Annotated in this window: 8 protein-coding genes; 4 read left to right on the forward strand and 4 right to left on the reverse strand. The window is 38.3% G+C overall.

The genetic code is table 11. The features are described from left to right. Nucleotides 1-157: 157 nt before the first annotated feature. The 3 genes from FJR37_RS17850 to FJR37_RS17860 all read left to right on the forward strand — a co-directional run bounded on the left by FJR37_RS17850 (nucleotide 158) and on the right by FJR37_RS17860 (nucleotide 2904). Entirely contained in the window at nucleotides 158-1501 is a 1344-nt protein-coding gene (locus FJR37_RS17850; protein WP_168466696.1) for a Mur ligase family protein, read from the forward strand. Nucleotides 1502-1538: 37 nt separating this feature from the next. Then, complete coding sequence (locus FJR37_RS17855) at nucleotides 1539-1811, forward strand: hypothetical protein (protein WP_168466697.1); 273 nt, start codon at nucleotides 1539-1541, stop codon at nucleotides 1809-1811. A 106-nt stretch (nucleotides 1812-1917) separates the two neighbouring features. Continuing rightward, nucleotides 1918-2904, forward strand: a complete 987-nt coding sequence (locus FJR37_RS17860) for a metal ABC transporter solute-binding protein, Zn/Mn family (protein WP_174763448.1) — start codon at nucleotides 1918-1920, stop codon at nucleotides 2902-2904. Between the two features lie 407 nt (nucleotides 2905-3311). Here FJR37_RS17860 and FJR37_RS17865 read toward each other — a convergent pair whose 3' ends face one another. Together FJR37_RS17865 and FJR37_RS17870 are read right to left on the reverse strand one after the other, a co-directional pair. Further along, the gene (locus FJR37_RS17865; protein WP_168466698.1) at nucleotides 3312-4754 is read right to left on the reverse strand and encodes a phosphoglucomutase/phosphomannomutase family protein; all 1443 of its coding nucleotides are present in this window, start codon (nucleotides 4752-4754) and stop codon (nucleotides 3312-3314) included. Between the two features lie 423 nt (nucleotides 4755-5177). Then, nucleotides 5178-23672 (reverse strand): LamG-like jellyroll fold domain-containing protein, encoded by an 18495-nt coding sequence (locus tag FJR37_RS17870; RefSeq protein WP_168466699.1) that lies wholly within the window; start codon nucleotides 23670-23672, stop codon nucleotides 5178-5180. Here FJR37_RS17870 and FJR37_RS17875 point away from each other — a divergent pair. Continuing rightward, nucleotides 23662-23823, forward strand: a complete 162-nt coding sequence (locus FJR37_RS17875; protein ID WP_168466700.1) for a hypothetical protein — start codon at nucleotides 23662-23664, stop codon at nucleotides 23821-23823. The genes FJR37_RS17870 and FJR37_RS17875 overlap by 11 nt on opposite strands. Here FJR37_RS17875 and FJR37_RS17880 read toward each other — a convergent pair. Next, nucleotides 23802-25535, reverse strand: a complete 1734-nt coding sequence (locus tag FJR37_RS17880; RefSeq protein WP_254434602.1) for an IS1634 family transposase — start codon at nucleotides 25533-25535, stop codon at nucleotides 23802-23804. The genes FJR37_RS17875 and FJR37_RS17880 overlap by 22 nt on opposite strands. 62 nt (nucleotides 25536-25597) lie before the next feature. After that, nucleotides 25598-26173 (reverse strand): DUF4347 domain-containing protein, encoded by a 576-nt coding sequence (locus FJR37_RS17885; protein WP_168466701.1) that lies wholly within the window; start codon nucleotides 26171-26173, stop codon nucleotides 25598-25600. Nucleotides 26174-26535: the final 362 nt, after the last annotated feature.

Below are 26535 nucleotides of genomic sequence, written 5' to 3' on the forward strand. Positions count from 1 at the left end.
ATGAAATTCCCTAGAATAAAATTTCCAGAATAATTGACCGCAGATAAACGCAGATAAAGACGGATGGATTTATGGATTTTATGATTCTGTGCAGCTTCACATAAAATTGGGATTACGGGTTAAAATTCTTTTGGCAATTATAGGTTATTTATAAATCATGACTCTGGGTAAGAAAATAAAGGTTATAGATAGACTCCGCTTGGGTTTTGCGGTATCAATGGCTAAAAGTGTGACGTTTTTGGTGCGGTCATTGCGTCTTGGTGCTGCTAGTGTTTTACCTGGTTCGATTGCGCGACGGATAGAACCTCGTATTTTGGAGTTATTGAGTCAGCAGGTTAAAAATGGGGTAATTCTCATTGCGGGGACGAATGGGAAAACTACTACGGCATTACTGTTATGCACTATTTTAGAACGGAATGGTTTCTGTGTTGCCCATAATTCTACTGGTGCAAATTTAGAAAATGGGTTAGCGACGGCTTTAATAGACAATGCTAGTTTACTAGGAAATCTGAATGTAGATTATGCAATTTTGGAGGTTGATGAAAATATAGTTCCCAAGGTTTTAAAACCGCTACAACCGCGAATTATTCTCTGTTTGAATCTGTTCCGTGACCAGTTGGATAGATATGGGGAAGTGGATAGTATTAGTAAGCGGTGGACTCAGGTGATTGCTACTTTACCAACAACAACGGTAGTTATTCCCAATGCTGATGATCCGACTTTATCCTATTTGGGTCAACAGTTACCGCAAAAGGTGTTATTTTTTGGTTTAAATGAGCCTGAAAATTATTTAGAAGCTATTCCTCATGCGGTTGATTCTATTTATTGTCCTAGATGTGGTCATGCTTTAGATTATCAAGGGGTTTATTTGTCCCATTTGGGAGATTTTACTTGTCCTAGTTGTGGTTTTACTAAAAGTAAACCTGCTTTATTAAGCCAGGAATGGTCACAAATTCTTGTGGGTTTATATAACAAATATAATACTTTGGCAGCAGCTACAGCAGCGCAAGCATTAGGAGTTGATGAGGTTAATATTAGAGATGGAATTAATAATTTTCAAGCTGCTTTTGGTCGTGCGGAAGATTTAGTAATTGATGGTAAACGGGTGCGGATTCTTTTATCAAAAAACCCTGTAGGAACAAATGAAACTATTCGTGTCGTCACTCAAAGTACCGATAAAACTACTTTATTGGTGTTGAATGATCGGACTCCTGATGGTACTGATGTATCATGGATTTGGGATGTGGATACAGAAAAGTTGGTAGCACGGGGTGGAACGTTGATTGTGAGTGGCGATCGCGTGTATGATATGGCTTTACGTCTACGTTATAGTCAGGAATCTCTGGACAGTGACATCAATCTGATTGTAGAGCCAAATTTGCAGCAAGCGATCGCTACTGCTCTAGAGCATACACCCGCAAATGAAACCTTACACATTCTCCCCACCTATTCAGCCATGCTGGAAGTGCGAGAAGTATTGACTGGTAGGAAAATCCTCTGATAATTGACTAATGACGTTTATGGTTTATGTGTGAATTATGAAAATAGTCAAACTGATTTTACTGGCTTTTCCTATGTTTTTCGCATCTCTGCTATTGGTAGTTAACCCAGCACACGCTGCCAATTTCAAACCTACACCTGCTGTGCAAATGATTGTGGTGACATCTACTCAAGCCAATCTTGATATAGTTACACCGCAAATAAATAGCATCACACACTCTGTAATCGAACAAACTGGTTGTAGTTGCACTAATTGTGTTCAAGCTAATTTACAAAAATTACAAGGTAAATTACCTATGGTGGGAATTTAAGAAATTAGAACAATAAATGTTTTACAAGACACAGCAAGTCTGTGTCTTTATTACTTTATATAATTATTTCTGGACTTTTTAATATATTCATCAATTACAATCAATTATGTTAGAAAAAAAACTATCTACACATTTATTGAAAACTATCATTCTAGGTGTAATGGTAGGTTTATTTGGATGTGGAAATAAAACTATTAGTACAACATATAATACCACCAATAATAATATTAATAATAATTTGCCCTTTGTCGTAGCAACTAATAGCGTAATTTGCGATTTAACAAAACAAGTTGCTGGAGATACAATTAATCTGATTTGTTTAATTCCTCCTGGGATAAATCCTATAAATTATAAACCCATACCAGAAGATAATCAAGCCATTAAAAATGCTAGTTTAGTATTATATCATGGTTATAACTTTGAACCAGGGTTAATTAAAATTATTGAAGAGATCAAAAAGCCTAAATCAAAAATTGCCGTTGCTAAAACTATAGGTGTAAATTTCATCAAAATTGGAAAAACCGGTAAACAAATTGTTGAACCTCATGTTTGGCATAATCCAAATAATACTATCAAAATGGTAGAGATAATTAATAGTAGTTTAATTAAACTAGTACCAAAAAATAAGAAAATCTATAATAAAAATACAAAAATAATCACCCAAGAAATCAATCAAATCAATAATTGGATTAAAGTAAGACTAGCTAGTATTCCCGATAAAAATCGAAAATTAATTACAACAAATTCAGCAATGATTTATTATGTCAAAGCTTATGATATTCCCTATTCAGTCAATTTAGGTAATGTCAAAAATACAGGAAAATTGACAGATACAGAAGTCAGAAATTTGGCTAAGGATATTCAAAAAGCTAAAGTACCAACAATTTTTGCAGATACAAATACCAATTCCAATTTACTCGCACCTGTAGCGACAGCAGCGGAAGTAAAAGTTTCTCAAAAACCACTTTATATTAACGGACTAGGTGAACTAGGAAGTGACGGAGAAACCTATCAAAAAATGATGACAACTAATACAAGAATCATTGTAGAAGGATTGGGAGGAACATATTTAAAGTTTCAGGTGAGACAATAATTACTGATACTTGAAAATTGTTATCAACTCATCACAAAAACCTGATAAGATACCCAAACAACATTTTAGAAATTAGTCGGTTTCAACCAAATCATCACTAAAACCTGACAAAATACCCAAACAACATCTTAAAAATTAGTCGGTTTCAACCAAATCATCACTAAAACCTGACAAAATGCCCAAACAACATCTTAAAAATTAGTCGGTTTCAACCGACTTTAGCTATCAGACAGGGAATTTATTCCCTGGATAAACTGGATAAACGTATTCCTGGATAAACGTTTCATAGTTAAATAAATAGCCGGGGAATAAATTTCCCGTTTCATAGTTAAATAAATAGCCGGGGAATAAATTCCCCGTCTTATAGCTAAAGTCGGTTAAAACCGACTAGGAATTAAAGTTATCAATTAATTTGATTCTGCCCAATTTTTTGCCCAATTGAGAGTTTGATGAACTTCTTCCAGGGTTGCAGCTTCACAATAAAGGCGTAAAACAGGTTCAGTGCCGCTAAATCTAATCATTAACCAACTTTGATCAGCTAGTCGGAATTTATAACCGTCAATTGTTTGACAACCAATGACTTCTTTACCCGCAATTTCTGTCAAAGGTTGAGATTGCAACTGTTTTAATAGTCGCCCTCTAACTTCCATATTTGCTAAAGGTAAATCAATGCGATCATAGCTGGATGAAAAACCAGTTTGTTGTTGTAAATAGCGATAATATTCACCTAAATCCAAACCCGATTCTACCACTGCTTCTAATACATAAAGTGCCGATAATAAAGCATCACGTTCGGGAATATGGCTACCATAACCAATGCCACCAGATTCTTCACCACCTAGCAATACCTGCGTCGCTAACATTCGGTCAGCAATGTATTTATAACCTACTGCTGTTTCATGGATAGAAAGGTTATGTAATGCGGCTACACGGGGCATTAAGTCTGAACCGCTGACAGTTTTAACGATTTCGCCCTGAAAGTTCCGCCGTAGGGTTAAATGGTCAATTAAGATGGGAATTAAGATTTGGGAACTGAGGAAATTAGCATCTTGATCTACGGCGGCAATGCGATCGCAATCTCCATCAAATACCAAACCCACAGTTAAACCGGTTTTATGGGTTTGCCGATGGGTTTTCATAACTGTAAATAGTCGGGAAAGATACTTTGGTAAAGGTTCAGGCGCACCACCTTCAAATAGAGGATCACGGTCGCTATTAATTTCCTTAACTTGTTCCCCTAATAATCGTGCTAATCCCCCAGCCGCTGCCCCGTGCATGACATCCACAAATATTGTTAACTTGCCAGTTGCGATCGCTTCTTTAATTTTGTGAATATCAACTTTAGCGGCTAATGCTTGACAATAACTCGGCCAAGGATCAAAGGTTTTTTCCTTACCTGGAATCGCTGCTGGGGCAACTTTTTCTGATAATAAAGCCTCTATCTCTTGAGTAACTTCCGGTGGTACTGAACCACCAAAAGCACTTTTAACTTTTAATCCTAAATATGCGCCAGGATTATGACTAGCTGTGACAACTAATGCCCCTAAAGCCTTGAGTTCTTTAGCCGCCCAACTGTAAGCCGGAGTGGGGGCAAAGGTTTCGCTAAACAGGACATCAAAACCAACTGCGGTGACGGCATTGGCAACCACACGGGCAAACTCTTCTGCCATAAATCGGCGATCATAACCGATAATAATCGTTCGGCTACCCACTTGGGAAAAGTAAGTATTATGTAAAACTTTGGCTGCTACGGTTGCGACTAATGCCAGACGTTCAAAGGTAAACTCCTCACCTATCACACCCCTCCAACCATCTGTACCGAATTTGATTGGGTTAGTTACAACTGACATAAAAATATCCTAAATTTCTCACTGAGAATTTTAACATTAGTAGGACTTACGCAAGTGTCACACCAAAAATCTGTTGTAGGGTGCGTCAGACTGCATAAATCCTGCAAATAAACAGATTGTTGATATCTGACGCACCCTACCAATGTGCCAGTTGCGTAAGTCCTGATTAGTCAGTTCTTAACAGGTGACAAGGCGGTTGAAGATGAGATGTGGCAACATTCAGGCTCTATCCCCTATGAAACAAGCTGTTTAGCCACATTGTCACCCGTTACAGCGATAATCATATAAGGTACATCTTAGCCCCCTCATCGCACCCCCCTAAATCCCCCCGCTGCGGGGGGAAGAAAAGGATAAGCTTTTGATACTGGAGGGGGTTGGGGGTGGGGTTCTTGTTCCGGGTTTGATGACAATTTGCTGTAAGTTTTAGATAAAGCTGAAATTAGTAGCAGTCAACCTGGTAGTATCAACTCCGTTCAAGATCGCAATAGTTGTATTGCCTACGATAATACTATTGTCAATTAAAGTCAGGTCATTGAAATCAAAACCAGCGCCTTGACCACGAATACCTAAGACATCAGTACCCATATCGAAGTCAATAATGGTGTTGGTAGTAGCAGGTATATCACCAGTGAGGATATAGAACTTGTCAGCACCAGCACCACCGGAGATTAAGTTACCACCACCCTGTTGGAGGTAGAAAATATCGTTACCTTCACCACCAAGAGCGCGATCGCCTGCACCCAAGAAGAAGGTATCATTTCCTGCGCCACCGGACATCCGATTACCACCTTTGCCATCAATAGCATAGAAGATATCATTGCCAACGTCACCAAAGACGCGATCGCTCTTACTCACATAAATAGTATCTGCTCCACTACCACCAAAGATATTATTATCGCCAACTGGAGACAGACTCACATCTACCTCATCATCTCCAGCGCCAGTAAATACTATATCCTGTTCGCCATCCAAATCTATGGGGGACATGAGTTTATCGTTGCCAGGTGTACCGGAAACTAGGTCTTGAGGTTTAGTAATGGGATCTGATCCTTCCTGGAATTCACCTGCCCGTAATGGTAGAGCAGTTTGTAAGCCAAAATCAGTAGCTAATTCATTTTGTCCACGACGTAAAACATCTGTATCAAAGTGACGTTGGTAGATTTCTCCATAATTACCAACTGCTTTGATCATATTCACAGCCCAATCATTAGCTAGACCAAGCATTTGACCGATATTGCCTTCTAACCCTAAGAATTGACGAATCTCGCTGCTGTCATTATTACTAGGATTATTATCGGTATTGCGGGCTAAAATTTCATCAATATTTTGAGAAGTAATTCCATATTCTTGTGCTTGGACTAAACCATGAGTCACCCAACCTACTACATCGCCCCAATCCGATTGATTTTCATCAATTACCATCGCTAGAGGTTGTTTGCTAATGTTGGCATTGAGTAAATGATGGTTATCAGGATCTGGTAGCAAAGGCATTGCTGCATATAACAAGGGAGTATCCAGAGACACCGCATCAACTGTTCCTAGTAAATATGCAGTAGTAAGCTGATTAGCAGTGGTAAATTCGATAATTTCCGCATTAATACCATACTTTTTAAAGATATCCTCAAGATTTTGCCGCGAGTTAGTATTAGCACTGACACCTATTTTCCGACCGTTTAAATCAGGAAGGTTAACAATACCATTATCCTTTCTGGTTAAAACTCCTTGTCCTGTGTAGAAGTATATAGGACTAAAATCTACTCCATATTGGCCATCTCTGACTAAATCATGGGTGACTTGATGGACAGTAATATCAACAACACCATTAGCAACATCTGTGAATCTTTCCAGGTTGTTTAACTGACGAAATTCTACAGCCTGAGTATCACCAAATAAGGCAGAAGCCAGTGCTTTACTTAGATCAATATCAAAACCGACTAAGTTACCATCACCATTAGGGAAGGAAAAACCAGGATTTCCACCATTAGTACCGACAATCAATTTACCGCGTTCTAAAACTTCAGTCAGTACATTCCGGTTACTATTTTCAATTAATTCTAAATCTTGGGATGTGCCGGAGAAAGGAGGAGAATAGATTAAACCCCCTTCTGTCCACAATAAATTGCTTTCTCTTTCTACTTCTGGGAAATGACGCTCGTATATTTCACCATAATTACCTATGTCTTCAATAATCTTAGCCGCAAAGTTATTTGGTAATCCTAATCCTGTACCTAAATCCCCTTCTATTCCTAAGAATCTCCGAATACCTGCTTCAGAATCATTATTAGGATTATCATCGGTGTTGAGGGCGATAACTTGAGCGATATTTGCAGAGGTAATCCCAAATTCTTCAGCTTGCATGGGTACATAAGTTACCCAACGAACTACATCCGCCCATTGTGAATCATTTTCCGGCACAATCAAACCGATGGCTTCTTTGGTGGAATTGTGGTCATAGAAATAGGTAGAACTGAAATCAACGTTGTGGGCGAGATCCCCTTCTGCGGTTTTAATAGTATGATTAGCACCAATGTCAACTATCTTATTGCTAACAAGCTCAAAACCACTATTCAAATCTGCATTTACAAATTCAATCTTAGTTGCATCTCCGAAGATGGCAGCAGCTAATATTTTAGTAAATTCTCTGTCAAAATCAGTAGTTTGTGATGAGGTAGCAACTTTCAAATAACCACGGTTGATAATCTCATCATAAATTGTCAAGTTTGGTTTTTCTACCATGTCTACAGTTGCTGGACTATAAACAGTTTGACTATTATTAGAAGATTCTGAGATAACAGCAGTTTGGAAAGTAGGTTCATCTACTAATTGAATAATGTTTGCTAAGTTGGGGAATGTGTTATAGGTTTGTCCATCATTTTGGATTAAGGCAATATCTACTCCGTTAAATTGGAGCGTACCAACCAAGAAACTAAATTGTTCTAAACTATTAACACCAAAACCCGTCTTGGAAATTTGGATAATATCGCCTTGACTTGGATCAAAATCAAGAATGAAGTCAATTCCTTGAGTGGGAGTGCTGTAATAGAATACATCTGCACCTTCACCACCATTGAGCAAGTCTGCACCTTCACCACCTTCGAGGATGTCTTCCCCTGCTCCTCCTAGTAACCAGTCGTTATCTTCATTACCTGTTAAGTAGTCGTTACCTGTACCACCGTCTAAGACATCGTTACCTTCATTGCCTTGAAGTTGGTCATTTCCGGCATCACCTTGTAGTTGATCATTACCCATACCTCCCACAAGGATGTCATTATTCATGCCTCCGAACAGCTTGTCATCTCCTGCACCACCATTAAGTGAGTCTGTACCGGAGCGACCTTCTAATATATCTGCACCATCGCCTCCATTCAGGCTATCATTTCCTGCACCACCATCTAAAATGTCGTTACCTGCATTTCCGGTGAGTGAGTCGTTACCATTACCACCTTTGAGGATATCGTCTTGGTCTGTACCGATAATGGTGTCGTTACCTGATGTACCATTGGACTCCAAACCTTTTTGACTACTATTAACGCTATCTGCTTCATTATCGTTAATAGTAATTAGGGCAGTTTTGGCAATGGGGTCAAGGATGTAACCATTACCCACATATTTGAGGTTGAGAGAGATGGTTTCTTTGGTTTCTTTGAGGGTGTCATCAATGGCTGACACATCCAGGATAGCTTGGGTTTCTCCGCCTTTGATGATGATTTCCCCAAAGTTTGAGCCTGCAAAACTGTAATCTTGTCCTAATGTTGCTGTTCCAGAAAGTGTGTAAAGGATTTTCAACCCTTGGCTGGGTGCTGCTGCTCCCAGTTCAATCGTAAAACTTCCTTTTCCTTCTATACCTTCGGTGAGGATATCATTACTAATTACCTTCACTGTCTGGTTTGTGTTGAGGCTCTGATACTGTACCAAGAAGGTATTAGCATTGAACAAGTTATTTAATTCAGCTTGTGCTTCTTCTGAGTTAATTGCACCTGTCAATAATTGACCAATTAAAGTAGGTACAGAACTATTAACAATCTTTTTAATGGGGGAAATACTGGGAAGAAAATCATCAATTGATCTTTCTAAGGCTTGGTTGGTAACTTGTTCAATCAACCGGTTACTGCTGAAGAGTAATTGAGCAATATCGTCGCTGGCATTGAGAATAATATCGTTTTTCAGTTTTTCATTTAATTTGGCTAGGAGTAAGTTAATGTCATCAATGTTATTGAGGTTAAAACCATTACCCATTTGCAAAACATCTTGTAAGGCGAGAATTACCTGAGTTTCAGCTTCTTCTTGTGAAAAACCCATTTGCTCTAGGATGCTTATGCCACCAAAGAATAGATTTATTGCCTCAATATGAGAAACTGCCATTTTCACCCCATTGATGTCACCTTCTCCAATTGCTTGATATGGGTTATAGGTATCAATATTGATATCATCTGAAACATGAAAGAAGGTTTTAATTAAATTGGCGGCATCATCACCTGTTAATCCTCGCTTGGTTAACATTGCTTTTAAACTAGTTAAAGGTGTAACCATGGTGGAATCCGCGCCGACAATTAATTGGTTTTGTACGGTTAACCCAGTGGTAGTATCAATTCCCCCTTCAGCGATAATTTGCCCTTCATTGTTATCAAAACTACTATTTCGATTCAGATCATATTCTTCGGGGATTTCCAGGTTGTAATTACCATTGCTGTCGGTAAAGGTAAACGGTTCATCTCCATCAAATTGATTATTGAAATTAGCATCCCAATAGACTAACGAACCCACCTGGGGGGCATTTGCTACTGAACCACTAATACCGTTTGCACCGATGCTAAATTCGGCGATTTTAAACCGGGCAAAATCATCGTTATAAACTGTTATGCCGAATAATGCTTTGACGGTGATATTTAAGAAAACTGATAAATCTCCGTAAAGTTCAAATAACTCTAGGGGTGTATCTAGACGGGAAATGATTTCTGAACCCCGTATTTTACCATCACTTGTATTCGTTTTTTCTCCTATGTCTTCTAAATCAAAGCCTACATAAGCACCTAAACCACCTGTGACATAAGCACTGAGTATTCCAATATCTAAGCCAGCGCCAGCTCCTATCTCAGCAAGTATAGAAAGCTCATCTTTTTCGTAGCCATTAATATCCCAATCATTTACATAAAACCCGTCTAGGACTTTGTAAACATCTTCTATGCGGAAATCAGATTCTTGCCATTGTTCAATACCATAAGTATCGTAACCGACAGCTAAATCAGTTTTAGCAGAGAATGAACCTTGTAAAATCCCAGTAATAGGTGGAAAAATCGGGAATTTTTGTTCAATTTCAAAGTCAAAATTAAAATCAGGAATGTCATAGGTAATTAAATCAACTCCTGATTCTCCTAACAGAAGACTAACAGCGGTAGTTGGTGATGTGAGGATGGGAAAATTTAATCCTTCTAAACCCTTTAATTTACTAATCAAACTACCTTTTGAGGAGTTGTTAGCTTGGGTTTCTGTAGTCTTGTTTAGGTTATCGGTTGTTTGAGCTGTATTTTGACCACTACCCTTGCTGGGTTTAACACTAGCAGCCTGATCTACTTCGTCTTTACTGGCTGCTTTGAAGTCTTCTAAGGAGTAATTACCAAAATTAATGGCGATACTTTCTTGAGTAGAGGAATTTTTAAGTAAATCTACAATTTCGGAAATTCTGGTAATTGTTTGAGCAAATTTTATGGCTTTGTCTATTCTTCTTTTCTGTTCAGAGGTTCGGCCTAAGGTTTGAGCAATTTCTAAAATAGAAACGCCAGGTTTTCCATCTTTATCAAAGACACTTTCTAGTCCGATATAGCCAAAGATTTTCGTGTCAGCGTTGAGAGCTTGAATTATTGGCTTGATGGGAGTAATAATCTTATCAGCAGTACTGATTACAGGTTTAACAACATTACTGATAAATCCTCCTAAGTCAAGAGTAATATTATTGAAATCAACGCTTAAGCCATTACTTCCAGCTTCGTTTTGATTACCGTAGTTAAATAGGGGTAAATTAGCAGCTAAATCAACACTAACGGCAGGAAAGTTTGTATTATTATTAATGCTGGTTTCGGCTGTTAATCCTAGATTAGCCTCTCCAGCAAATTGATAGTTGAAAAGGTCGGAAAAGTTTAGTTCTGGGTTGTTCTTGAAGTTGACAAGCTCGGTGATAGTGAGGCGACTGCCATCATCCAATAACTTTAGGACTTGTGGATCTGTGCTGAGTTTATCTCCATCATTGGGTTCGTATTTATTATTATTGTCGAAATCATAGTAGCTAATTTTGTTGCCTTCTATGGTAGTTTCTTTCGTCAGTCCTGCATAACTCCTTGTCGTGACATAATCTGCGCCTGTTACAGCCGTGTCATAGATATCGTTAATATCTAAGGTATTCCCTACAAGAGTTGTGTTATTTTCTTGGCTATTACCAGCAGCTTGTGAGAATGAAGCAAGTTTTGTCAACTGAGTATATAGTTGAGTTGCATAGCTATGGTTATCAGTGACAGATAATGCACCAGGTTGAAATAGATCTGACCAATTTACGAATATATCTAAATCTGCGAGATTACCATCGAATCCCAATGTGTTGCTAGTATGCAACGCGACTACTCGAACAGCATCGGAAGGATCTAAGCGATTTTCTGGTAGATCAAGAACATTATCATTTATGACAGAATTTGGTGACGTATCTAATGCATAATCTAATAAATCAGACTCAAATAATGGACCAGCAGGATCTAGTCCCACGATACTATTAATAGACGTACCTGTTAAAGTTTTATAACTTTCTCCCGCATTACCCATCACATGAGCGCCTAAGCTATGACCAATCAATTGTGTTTTGGTGGTATTTATATTTGCCGCTTCTAAAAATTTAGCTAGTTCCTCACCTATTCCTACTACTTTATTGGCGTTTTCTCGATATTTTGATATACCACTTGCTGCATCACTCCAATCCCATAAAATTACGTTTACATCTTCATTAAAGTAATTATAGATGGCACTGCCTAATTCTCGGAATTGTGGGTTGTCTCCAATAACACTAGATGTAAAACCATGAGTAATGACAAAAGTAAACTTGTTTGGATCAAAATTTGCAAAAGATTGATTAAAGTCTAATACCGTTTCATTTAACAACAAATTAGCTGTAGCTTTATATGTTGTATACTCTTTAAAAGGATTTTGAGTAGGTTTTGTTTGTGTAGTTGTTGAAGTCAACACTCCACCAGGAACGCTGGAAGATTCGACTGAGGCTGTTTTATAATTGAGATATGTTTCACCAGCATCAAATTTGCCATTACTGTTAGCATCAAGAAAAGCAATTCCCGTACCTTGGATAAATTCGCCTTCTCCTTCTATATTCAGGTCGCCATCCAAAATCAAATTATTATTTTTGTCTAGTTTCTTATCAACTTTTGTGGTTTCTGCTGAATCTGCTATTCCGTTGCCATTGGCATCATAATAATATTCAAATTGCTTTGTACCATCACTCCCAATTGCTACAACTTTTTTAACAATTTTAAATGGCTGGTCAAACTTCGTAGAATCAATGGTAAAAAGTTCACCAGTATCTAATGTTCCATTACGATTAACATCAAAGTAGTATTTACTATTGTCTTTGGTTATACGATAAATTCCCTCGCCTTTTACGAAAGATTCTTCGTCATATAAGCTATTTCCATTGGTGTCAATGGTTTTAACCCCACTAGCAGGTTTCAATTCACTTTCAATAATACCTTTTTCGTTGATATTCGTAAAAGGTTCATTATTATCTAACTGTCCATTACCATTGACATCAAAGAATTGAACGCCCTGAGAGTTATCTAAATCATTTAAACTAGCTTCAAAACTAACTTCCAGTTTGGTGGGATTGTTAGCATCGTCTGCGAAATCTAGTTTCAAGAAACCTAAGCTGCCTTGCCCTTTAAATTGATCTAAATCAACGGTAACATCTGTTTTAAAAGCGGTTTTGTCTGTATCAATATAGAAGCCAAAATCATCGTGCAAACCAAAACCCAAAGAGAAATTGTAGTTAAAGTCAGCCTTTAAATCCCCTTTTGTTTCTAAGCCAATACCTAATGCTGGTACTCCCAAATCTGTGGAGAGAGGTATTTTAAAGAGGTTATAATTTTTGCTGATATCTAGCAGCGCAGAGATTTCATTGTTAGTTACCTTTGTTGTAACTGTGAAAGCATCTTCACCAAATGTGTTGCTGAGAACATTTTCAATTATTTCTTTTAGCTTTGATGCAGTTAGATTGTCTGTTGAACTAATCGCATTTACTAAATCTTGACTAAAATATGCAATGGGATCTGGTGCAACTCCATCTAAACTACCAATCAAGGGTAAGCTCAGATTATCCATACTGTCTTGTAGTGATTTTAAGCCTTGTCCCAGTGCAGAGGCAGTTGCTTTGGAGTCTAGAATCCGATCTAATACATGAATTGTTTGGTCAGGGACGAATAAACCTTCATAGGTATTATCTTGACTGGTGACTGCATATTTGATGGAATCTGCGTGATAAATTCCTGGTTCTGCAACACCATCATTACTACCCGTGATGGTAATGGTTTTCAGTTTGTACCACTCGTCTGGGCTGATAGTTATGGTAGTGGTTTGTTTTTCTACTTGCTCAATAGTATGGGTGATGGGAATGAAAATATTTTGAGAATTACCAGAATTATTAATTGTTGCCTTAACCTTATACTGACCATCAGTAGTATTTTTATCTAGGTTATAAAGGACAACTTGCTGAATTTGATTCCAATTACCATCAATGATTTCCCCAGTGATGGGATTTGTTTCCTCACCAGTGAATGTTAATGTTACTTGTTGGGTGTTGTTGTTATCATTGCCATCATCAAAGACAATTGTTGTTGTTCCTGTTGGTTTTGATGTTAATTTTACATCAAAGGCGACTGTATCCCCTTTATCTGTGAACACTAGGCTTTTGAGTTCAACATTAAGATTGGAAACGTCTGTTGTGTTAAATTTATAAACATCTTTGTCAACCTGAACAGTAGTGGGATTGATGGGATTTGCAAATTCAATTTCTGCCCCAGGAGTTAGGGTTATTTTGACCTCTTTTGTAGGTTCGCTGAGAAGGGATACTTCAAATGTAGCGGTTTCTCTTTCCCTGACAACGGTTTGACGACCTACTTCTACTATACGGATTCCGGGGACATCATCATCCTGAATACTGAGGGTGGCTTTTGATGTATTTCCATCGGGATCTAATTTGCCATTACTGTTAGTATCTTCACCTGGATCTAATTGACCGTTAAGATTAACATCTTCACCTCCCAAGGTATAGGTTGGATTTGTAGTATTAGACAGTAACTCAACAATAACGGTTTCTGCGGAAAATTTCGCTAGTTGCCCAACTTGAATCTGATTAATATCGTTGGTATTAAGTTTGACCGTTAGTTTGCCATTGTTATATCCTAATACCTCTGCTTCGATATTATTATCAAATTTGATTTTGCTACCTTCAGGCAGTTCTACAATTTGTGGAGTAGAGGATAATTGACTTGAAGGAATGATTTCTTTAGTTCCTCCAGGTGGAGTCCATAATAATTGAACAGCACCAGGTCCACCCTGTTCATGATATTCAAGCTTAATATTATATTCTTTACTGGCATCAAGTGTAATTTTATCACTGCTGTGTTCTGTAATAGGATGTGATAACCATTTGTTAATTATCGGTGTTTTGTTTTCAGTGATATCATCTTCAGAAATCCAAAGCCTGACTCCATCATCGGAGTTTGTAGAAAATGTATAATCACCAGGCTCTGTGGGCTTGATTTTACCTTCCCAAACGATTCCAAATTTGTCATCTGGTACTTTAGCATCAGGAGATCCAAAATTCCAATCGAAGTCAATTTTGTTATCACTCCGAGTTAATAATACGGAATCCTTAATGATTCTATTGTCATTATCAATACGATAATATCTACCAAGTAATCCCTTTGTTTTGACTCCTAGTTCTAATTCAAGATTATTGCTATTTGCAACAGAAGTGCTACTTAATACTTCTAAATCTAAATCTTCCACCAATTTGTCATCAACAGGAGAAACAATAATATTTGCTTGTATTTCTCCTGGGGCAATTCTGACAGTACCTTGTCCTTGATGATTTTGGATATAGTAGTCTCCTAAATCCAGTGTTTTATTATTATTAAAATCTTCACCTAGATCGAGATCGAGGATACCATTATTATTAACGTCTTCGTGGAAGGTTGCACTACCACCAACAACTTTATAACCAACTACAATCCCATTACCATCAAGGGGTGCAGGGGCATTTAGCTGAACAGTAAAGTAACTAGGTTCACCAAAAACTTCAGATGCAGTGGGTCCAGCAATGATTTTGGCTGTGGGTAAATCGTTGTCTTTAATGGTTACGTCTAGTGTGGTTAGGGTTTTACCATCGGTGGTAACAATAGGTGCGGCACGATATTGATAATCTGTATCACCAAGAATCAGTTTGTAATCATTACTGGTAGTGTTATCCTTTCCTGATACTTTGAGTAAGTAATCTCCAGCAGCTAATCCATTTAATTCAATTCGCTCTTTATTTCCGGTGGATAGAGAATTTTTAATTGCCCCATTGATTAATTTGCCATCGAATTTCCCAGCATTGTTAACACTATTAATTAAGGTATCTCCTGTGCCTTCGTTAATTTGATAGTAAGCAACTAATCCTGCTTCATCGCCCTTTAGAGTCCTATCTTTGTTAGATTCAATTTCTTCTTGACTGCGAGCTACATTCCAAAGGCGAACTTCACTAATTTCCCCTTGGAAATAGTCACCATTATTGCCTTTAGAGTTCTTACCAAGAAGAATACCTGCTACATCAATTGAACTATAATTGCCATCATAAGTAAACTGATTAACTAGCATCCCATCAAGATATAACTTTCCTGACTTAATGCCGTCTCTTAAAACAGTTAAATGATGCCAATTACCATCATTAACCTTAGTTACAGAACTTCCGCCATCACCAGTTAAACCGCCTGTCTGAAAATCAAATTTTGCCAATCCATCTTTTAGATACACGCGCCAAAAATCGCCTGTACCTGCACTTATTAAAGTACCGGAGGATGCTGTTGTTTTAAACCATAGTTCAATACTAAAATTACCATCACCTCCAATTATAGCTCCACTTTCAGAGGGAATTTCTACATAATCATCAACACCATCAAAAGTTAAACTGGATGAATTGGGATACAACTCCAGATTGAGATCGCCTTTGGCATTAGCAAACTGAATTTCTACAAAGTCCTTAGCAGTTCCTTCGGTGGGGAGAGTGAACTTATACCAATCTATGTCAGTAGATGTTAATGAGTCTATGGTTAACCCAGTCCGTTCTATTCCTCCAGTAATTTTCCCTAAATCAAGTCCCTGATCTGGTGTGTTATTATTCCACTTTGATTCAAAGTCTTTAATATTGCCGGTTTCTACCTTAAATTCAATTTGGCTAGTTTGGAAATATTCAACTACTGAATCATCTAGCGCTGTCACCCGCACTGTTTGTGCTTGATTCCAGTTGTTTTTATTGAAGGTGAGGGTAAGGGGTTCGCCAATATCTTCATTATTGAGTTGAAACTGGTCAACTTTGGAAGTCATGATCACTCGAATTTCACCCACTGGCTGACTATTCAATTTGACAGAATAGATGTTTTCTCTTCCTTCTTCTACCTGTCCAGGGGGTGTAATGATAATCTTGGCTGTATCAATCTTCGCTGGATCACTATCTTCAGTGTTGGTGAGGGGGATAGGATTAATATTCAGCTTATTGTAGTTAGGATCTTCGCTGGTGACAGTGGTAATAATATTGTAGGGGACAGTACCATCGGCAATATCATCGTTAATTCCCACAACTTGGAAAGTTTGAGGGCTATTCCAGTTATTAGCGTTAAATGTGCGACTGATAAATTCAGAAGGTTCAGAATTAGATCGAGTCCAGGATGTCCCACCTTGTAATGTTCCATTGGATTTATTAACTGCACTATCTATTAGAGTTGTCCCAGACCCTTCATCAGCTTTGTAATAATCAACTAAACCAGTTTCGTTGCCGTTGAGAGTCTTATCTTTGTTGTCTTGGATGTCTTTTTGACTACGTGCTACATTCCAAATCCGTACATCATCAATTTGACCTTGGAAAAAGTTACTATTGCTACGAGAATTTTTACCAATAAAAGCCTGTGATACATTTTCCATTGAAGTGGTGGTGCCATTATAAGTAAACTCACTAACTAGCACACCATCAACATATAACTTTCCTGAGCGTACACCATCTCTGACAGCAGTTAAATGATGCCATTTTCCATCATTTACCTGAGTTAAAGAAATACCACCATTGCCAGATAAACCACCTGTCTGAAAATCAAATTTGGCTAATCCATTTTGTAGAGACACTTGCCAAGAATCGCTTGTACCTGCACTGATTAAAGTGCCAGAGGATGCTGTTGTTTTAAACCATAGTTCAATGCTAAAATTACTAGCCCCTCCAACTTGGCTGGCAAATTCTACATAATCGTCTACTCCATCAAATGATAAAGCAGTAGGAACAGTAATTTTCCCTTCACTACTATCATTACTGCCGATATAAACCGTAACAGGTTTTGTTGGTTGACTGTTGAGTTGGATAGTGTAGGTTAAAAATGAACCATCTTCACTTGTAGATGTACCACTTGGTTTAGTGATAGTCACTCCAGCCGTATCATTATCTTGAACTGTCAAATTAGCAACGAATTTATTAGTAGCACTATCATCATTAGTAGCACTATCATCAACTTGATAGTTTGTTCCAGCTTTTAAAACGATTTTTACGGTTTCATCGGTTTCATCAATTTTGTCATCTATGGTATTAACCGTGATGGTTGCACTACTTTGACCTTGGGCAATTTTAACAGCCTGGAATTGGTAATAATTTGTTGTAGTTGTGCCATTTGTAACGACTAAATCTAAGTCGCCATCTCCGTCTAAATCTTTTTTAGTTCCTGAAAGGTTGTTAACATCTATAGGAGTTAGCTCAAAACCATCTGTTCTTTCTTTCAAATAAACTTGATTAGTTGCTGGTACAGTATAATCTTCGCCATATTTAAAGTCTTTTCCATCTACTGAATAGAAAATTAAATTTCCACCAGTACCAGCAGCCTCATCCAAATTAACAGTTAAGTTAATCTGACTCCCTTCAGTAATTGGTGTTGTGGGAGCAGCAGCAATACTCGCTTTTGGTCCTGTACTGCTGTTAGGAATGTTTGTTTTGGTAATACCATTATCGTCATCAAGATTGGTGATGATGATAGGTGTGGATACATTATTATTATTGTATTGAGCATCGTTACTGCTTGCTTTGGCTGTAACTGTATATTTGATGTCTCCATCTACCAAAGTATCATCTAAACCTGTAATTGTGACACTTTGATATTGCTCCCAATTCTCTGGAGTAAAATCTAGTGAAGATTTGGAGAACTGCCCTTCTGTACCATCAATGTTACTAAATGTGATAGTTACATTTGCTGTGGGCTTAGAAAAGAGACGAATACCAAAGGATGCTGTATTTTCGTTTTTCGGTAAAGAAACATCTACAGTGCCATTATCCTTGAGGGTAACAGTACCCAGGTTAATATTTCCTGGACTATTGGGTTCTTTCAAGATTGCTTTAGAATTTGCAGGGATGCCAGAAATATTTACCTTACCTGCATCTATATTTGCCTGAGTGAGAGTAATTGTTTTAACTAGCTGTCCATCCTCACCAAATAGTTGCAGAATATTGCCCACTTCTGGATAGGGTTCAGCAGTGACTAATGGACTAAAACTTGATGTATAAGTGTACTCATAATTCCAAGATGTCCCACCTTCCAAAGTACCATTCGATGTATCAAAATCACTACTATTAATTAGGGTAGTTCCCCTGCCTTCGTTGGCTGGATAGTAAGCAACTAAACCATTTTCATCGCTATTGAGAGTCCTGTCTTTATTGGATTCAATTTCTTCTTGACTGCGAGCGACATTCCAAATGCGAATTTCATCAACTTCACCTTTGAAATAATTTCCCTTGTTACGACTACCAATGTATAAGGGAGAGCCATTTGTAGTCCTTGTATCTGTTGTATCCCCTGTTTCTCCGTCTAAATTACCATCAATGTAGAGAGATAATTTTTCTCCATTTTTAACGAAGGCCACATGATGGGGTTGATTGTCATTGACTAAAGTAGTAGAAATAATTTTAGGATTTTTAGAGCCATCATACCGTGCAACTTGAATCTGACCAGAATTGCGGAGATAACGAATTACAAATGGATAACCACCGCCTCCACTCCATTTTTCAATAATATCGTTATCACCATTTCTTAAATCTTTTTGCAGGGGATCAACTTTAATCCATGCTTCAACAGTAAAGTCTTGATTATAATCAAAATTTATCCGATCTGAATTAGGAATCGTTACACGGTCATTTACTCCATCAAATGATAAGGATGTAGCAGTAACAGCATTGGAAAGCTTAATCCCAGCTTTATCATCATCAATAATGTTCAGAGTGGCTGATATTTGACTAGGTAAAGTCTTAGGTAAAGTGTAACCTGTTCCTGGGTTTACTGTAATGGTAACTTGTTCATTACCTTCAGCGATATCATCATTAATGGGATAGATAGGGATAACTACGCTGGTTTCTCCGGGAGCAACGGTTATGGTATTTATAGAATTGTAATCTGTACCTGATGTTGCACTTCCTGTTAATTGATAGTTAACAGTTAGTCCCTCTGCGGGGGCAGGTGCGTTTAAATTAATGACAAATTGCCCTGGTTGAATGTCACTTTCATTAACATTATTTAGTTTACTGATAGTTAATTCTGGGGTGACAGCTTTAGCCTCTTCTGGACTTCCTTCTGTAATGCGTACTTTGTCAGACGGAATATTTGTGAAGGGGAAGATTGCATTAGTGGTGAGATAGTTGGGAACACTAACAGTAATACTATTACTAACATTAGTTCCGGTAATGCCACTTACAGTAACAGTTTGAGGAGTATCCCACGCGCTGGGTGGTATTGTTACAGATGTTTTGTCTAATATTCCTAAACCGGATGAGAGATTGAGAGTTACTGCACTAGTGGGTTGACTGGTTAATTTTACTTGAAATGTAGCATTACCATCTTTATCAACAATTAATTTATTACTATTTGAAACTTCCTGACCATATTCATCAAGAAGAATAACTCCTTTTTGATATGCCTGGTTATCTTTGATAGTGATAGTAGCTGTACTATTATTAGTATCTACATTGTAATTATAGCCAATGGCATCACGTTGAGCTTGAGTAAGAGGGACTTCACTATTTGTTGTTTGGAAATTAGGATTATTCTTAAAGCTATCTGCGTATTCGTCCTTACTATACCTCCCATCATTATTGGCATCGAAAATATCAAAATTAGTTGGACGCAATTGGATAGTTAATTGTTCGTCTCCTTCAACTATTGCATCGGATAAGGCACTAACATAGATGCGGGCTGAGGTTTCCCCTTTAGGAATAATAATGCCATTTCTTTCTGTGTTAATATTGGTGGAAACCCGACGAGTCCGGGAGGTAAAGTAGTCATCATTCTTCAGGTTATTAGTGGCTGTGTAAGAGTAGGTTGAGTAGTTAACTAATGTTCCATTTCTTTTGTTAGAAGTTTTATCTTGGGTATCTCCATCAAATTGCCAATAGCCTACTAATCCTTGCTCATTACCTGCAAGGGTTTGATTCATTGTATTTTGAATATCTGCTTGACTACGAGCAGTATTCCAAATCCGCAATTCATCTATTTTGCCTTGAAATAAAGCATCCTGCGACCAATTACTTTTGCCGATATATTGTTGGGAACGAGAGGCATTTTGTGGTACTTTTTGCTCTTCTCCTGACGCTTTTAATTCTCCATTCCAGTATATGTAGGCCTTACCTGTACCATCGTTTACTGCTGTCACATGAACCCATTTTTTGTCAGGGAAAACCTCACTGGTTGTTATTCCTGTTGCTTGATTACCTTGGTAAGTGGTAAAGTTCATTTTACCTGTGGTACCTTCCCATGCCAACACAATATTATCGTTAGCTGGTCCATTACCAAAGTCTATTACTCGTTGCCAGTTACGTTTAGCATCATCTACATATACCCAAGCTTCAACGGTTATTGCTCCACCTAAACTACTGGCAGGTAAAGAAACATAATCATCCTTGCCATCAAAAGTTAATGATTGTCCTTCTTTTTGCTGTGTAATATCATATTCTACCCATAACCCCTGGGGTCCTTCAAAGGGCTTGTCTAATTTAACTTCTACATAGCCAATTTGAGGGGCAGGATTATTGATATAATTAGATGAGTCTAAAGGAGTACCTCCAAATAATTGGAGTTCTGCTAATTGGGTAGCACTCTCACCATTGTTAGCAGTAATATTCAGGCGATAATAACTATAACCAGTGCTATTATTAAGGGGAAAACTCCGAGTTTGGAATCTACTACTAAAGGTTTCGTTATTACGAGTATCTAAATTTGTCCAATTGCTTCCATCATTTGACCCTTGTAAAATCCAGTTTTTGGGATCTCTTGCTGGAAAATCATTAGCCGAAGTAATTTTATATTCAGTAACTACATAGGATTTATCATTATTAAACTGATACTGTAGCCACCCCTTATTATTAAAAACTAACCATTTAGTATTAGTTAGATCGTCAAAAGCTCTCGCTTTTTCTCCATAGGGGCTACTATCACTAGATGCTGTAATAGTTCCTGGTAGATTAGTAACATCGCCAAGGTAATTTACCCCTTGATTATTATTATTATTAGTTGTAGTATCATTCAAGTTACCTTCAAATTGCCAGTAACCAATTAATCCCTGTTCACTGCCTTTGAGGGGATTTAACATATAACTTTGAATTTCTGTTTGGGTGCGTGCTACATCCCAAAGCCGCACTTCATCAATAGCACCGACAAAGTTATTATCTCCAACTTTACCAATGGTTAATTCTTTGGTGTTAGAAAGTGGTAAGTCTTTTATATCTTTTCTGATCAGTTCTACACCATTGACATAAAGTTTATATTCTTCACCATCAAAGGTGGTTGCTACATGATTCCAAGTATTAGGATTAAGGGCATTATCTACGAAAAATGTATTATTACCAATACCTACTTTGATTGTGGTTTGATTCTCAACCCAAATACTAGGATAGTTGTCATAGCCTAAAATTCCACGTTGGGTGTTATCATTATCTTCTAAATTAGCAAAGATCCAGGCTTCTTGGGTAAATTGACCAGTTTTAGTGAGATCAAGACTATCATTGCTAGGAATTGTTACATAATTACTACCATTGAGGTTTAATGCTGCTCCTAAACCTTCAATGGTGCTACCAAAACCAAAGCCTTCAGTGGGGTGAACGATTTCCCCTAATGTGACTGTGGGTTCGTTATCTATGATTTTAATTGTGGCTTCGTCAGTGAAGAGAAAATTAAATGTATCTGTCTTTATTAGTTTTATGGTAATAGTTTCATCATTTTCTTTGATTTCATCATTAACTTGCTCAACCTTAATTTCGATTTTATTTGTTCCCTTTGGAATGTCCTTGATTATGTAGGAAGATTCATTTCGTATCGGGGTAGGAAATGCTCCTGATGTTGATGTTTTAGGCTCTTCGGACTGAAAAGTTTCATAGAAAAGTTTGTAATCAGAACCTTTCTGAGTATTATCTTGCGTTCCTCGAATTGCATCTCCTGTAATTTCGAGATGGAGATCAAACTTCGTAGTGGATGGTTTAGCTAAGGTAATGATAAATAATCCATCGCTACCACCTTCAACTACATCCTTATTTTCAGCATGATCAAAGATGGGGATAGTATTAATTCTTGCTGTACTATTATTTGAATCATAAGAAATTGTTTCTTTAGAATCAGTATATTTAGTAGCCTGTACAGTAGCTATATCTTTGGCAAAAATATCTTGACCTAGACCTTTACCATCTTCAGCGCCATAACCACCTTTGTAACCACCTTTGCTTGAGTTACTTTGAAAAAAGCTATTAACTAGGAGTAAACTTGCGTTAGAGTTGACGAAAATAGCTCCGCCTAGACCAGCACCACCACCACCATAGCCACCATAGCCACCATCACCACCATAGCTACTAATCCACATACCGCCAGCACCACCAGCACCACCAGCACCACCAGCACCACCAGCACCACCACCAAAGCCAGGATTGCCACCAATGCCACCACCAGCACCACCAGTGCCTAGAGTAGCACTACCATAGCCACCACCACCACCACCACCACCACCACCACCACCACCAAAGTTACCAGCACCACCAGCACCACCAGCACCAGGACCACCAACGCCACCAGCACCACCAGCACCACCAGCACCAGCACCAAAGCCAGGATTGCCAGTACCACCAGCACCACCACCAAAGCCAGGATTGCCACCAATGCCACCACCGCCACCACCACCACCACCACCACCGCCTAGAGCATCACCACCAAAGCCAGGATTGCCACCAGGTTTAATATAATTATCATCAGCATCACTACCAGCACCACCAGCACCACCACCGCCTAGAGTAGCATTACCACCCTGTGCCTTGTTGGCAACGAAAGTGATATTCTCAGCAACTACATCCCCGCGATTAATAAACAGCGCTCCACCAGCGCCTAAACCACCACCACCACCATTTTTACCGTCGCCGCCCTTTGCTAAACCATCAGCAAAGGTCAGTCCAGAGAAGGTAACTTTAGCCCCGTCAACTGAAATTATTTGACTACTTGGAATACTGTCTTTGGTTTTTTTACCACTAATAGTGGTGTTACCATCATCAATAAAATAAATGTCATTACCTATGCTAAGAGTGGGGAGAGAATTTTGGAGATAAATTGTGCCATTCACACCAGTCAAATCAATGGTATCTACTCCAGAATTACTAGCCGCATCTATAATTGCCTGTCTTAACGAACCTGCACCACTATCATTATTATTACTCCCGGTTCGCCCATTTTTGCGAGAGTTAGAAGAATTCTACTCAGGAGTAAAAGATTGACCACTAAGCTGAGTATAAATAGTAGGGGGAAACCCAAGTAAAACAAGAATACGCTGCTGTAAAGGGGAAAGAGTAGTTAAATGAGTGTAGACTTCATTGTTAACCTCAATTAATATCAATGTGATTTCTTTAAATGCAGCAAGAAGCATTTCAGCAGTAGGACGTGCCGTTTTACGCTGAGGATTACCAGCATAAAGTCCAGCCAATTTTTCTTGATTTTTGTCAAGATGGCGACGAACCTGAAACTCTAAAAGAGTCAAAACTCGCAAACCAATTGAAAGTAGTCGGATCAAACCAGTAATATGGTCTTCACGTTGTAAATAAATTGGAGTTAAAGAAAGAGGAAAGCCTTTAAGTCGAGCAAATCCTCGTTCTGTCAAATACTCATCTCTATAAGCACGAACTGCTTGTTTCAAACTCAGGTTAGCTTCAGTTTCATTAGTGACATAAACTCGCCATCCTAACAGTTGAACTTGTTGTTTTACCGCGTCTTCATTAATTTTAAAATCCAAATTAAAGGAAACTTCTTCTATTATTTGAGATTGACGTTCGCCATATTGTCTTTTAACTTTTTCAACTCGCTGAGTTTGAATATCAATTTCAAATAATCCCCCAGTCCGATAACGCTTGAGAATCTCAGCTACAGATAACTCCCACTCTGGAAATGATGTCAGCTTTTTCTTGCCGCGTTTGGGGATTTTTAGTTGTTCAAGAGCATGAACGGTTTTCTGTATGCGTTCACGTAGATATTTTTCCTCTGTCTGGGCAATGGCATAAGAACGGACTACTAATTGTCGCTCTTCCCAAGATATTTCTTGCTCGTTAATCTTTTCTTTTTGGAGCAATTTTAGTTCAAATCCTTCAGCAATCTCTCTCGTTTTTCCATCTGCATAATCATAATTGATAGTTGTCAATTCTTGTTTTCCATCCCAAACTGGTTGCAGATATTCTCTTAATTTTTCTGTCGGTGTTTGCTTGGCATTTAAAGGACATAGATAAAAATCTCCCCCTGATACAATATGGGTTCTTGTCCCCATTGATGCCATTTTACAGTCCCCAATATACAGTAATCCTGGCTGTTTTAGCGTCGAACGGACTCTCTCAATTGCGGGGATATATAAAGGGTCATCTGCTTTTTCTCCCGATAATATTTCTGTTGCTATTGGCATTCCTAATGGGTCTAATGTTGATAGCATGATTTTGACTTGTGCCAAATCTGGACGATGGTCTTTGCTATGACCCCATTGAAATAGCCCTTCAGTATTCACCCCGCAATAACTTGAAGCTGTTGTACTATCCAGTCTTACCCGTTCTGGTTTGATATCATACACTTGCAACAAATTACTTCCCAGTTCTTCCTCAAACGCATACCAGTTCTCGTCACAGTTAAGGTAACGCAATACTGCTTCTAATCGGTCATCGGTTAGGTCAAGTTCGTTTAAGCTTTCACCAATCAATTTTTTCAATGTTTCTAACCGTTTACCAGCCCAGGCTTGAACTTGATTTAAACGGTGGTCTGCTTGCGATAAGATATGTGTTAACCAGATCACTACTACATTCCCCAAGCTTTGTCCTCGCCAATTTCCATGGGTGGGGAAGTTTTTATCTATTAGCTTTTGTACACCCATCCGTTCTATCTGTGTGAGTAGTACGGGTATGTCATCTACTCGTTCGTTTGTAATTATGGATTCAGTTGCCATAACGTCGAACATATACTTACTCAGCTTATTTTGTACAACCTGTCTCTGATTATACTTTTATCTGCACATTTTTCCTAACTCCCTAAAAAATGGGCGAACCGGGAGTTATTAGTTACTTTAAAAACTGCCAGCACACCCTGATAATTGTTGCGGATTTCAGGCGCTAACACAGACTCAGCTTCAATATTCCCAGTAACAACCTCTAAATCCCAATCTCCCCCCAAAACAGAATTACCAGTCAAATCATTAGACCCAGCAATATCAGCCCCAGTTAAATCACCCAACTGCTGAAGAAACTCTACCCCTAACTCCCCTGCACCGACATTACAGCCATAGAACAAAATATCAGCATTATCAGTCAGGGAATTACGCCAACCCTGTAAATAGTCACTATAAGCCTGTAAATTCTCATTATTAAGGACAGTATTACCCAACTGCACCATCCCCGCACCACCGTGGGAGATAATTTGCACACTATCAATATCACTGTAATTAGCTAAAACATTACTAATCTGTTCAATCCCGTCTTCATGACTATTTAGTATAAATACTTGCGTATCAGCACCGACATTTTCAACCAAAGCCTGATAGTTTTGGACTTGGCTATCAATAAATAGGATATTTTTACTGGTGACGTTATTGCTTTTCATGGTAGACCCCTGATTTTGAAGTTATATAAGTTAACTATGGAAGACTAATACAATTGTCATCAAACCTGGAACAAGAACCCCACCCCCAACCCCCTCCAGTATCAAAAGCTTATCCTTTTCTTCCCCCCGCTGCGGGGCCCGCTGCGGGGGGATTTAGGGGGGTGCGATGAGGGGGCTAGGATGTACCTTATATGATTGGAAATCGCTGTAATTACTTATTTTTGATCTTTGTATCCCTGATGGAGCAAGGAAGTCAGGCAAATCAGATATCAGTAAGTAGTGAGACAGAATTAATTACACAATGTCATTGCGTTAGCGTTGCGTGACTTTAGCCATATGGAACGAAGTGAAATGAAGCAATT

The sequence above is a fragment of the Aphanizomenon sp. UHCC 0183 genome (genome assembly GCF_009712065.1).
Classification (GTDB): domain Bacteria; phylum Cyanobacteriota; class Cyanobacteriia; order Cyanobacteriales; family Nostocaceae; genus Dolichospermum; species Dolichospermum heterosporum.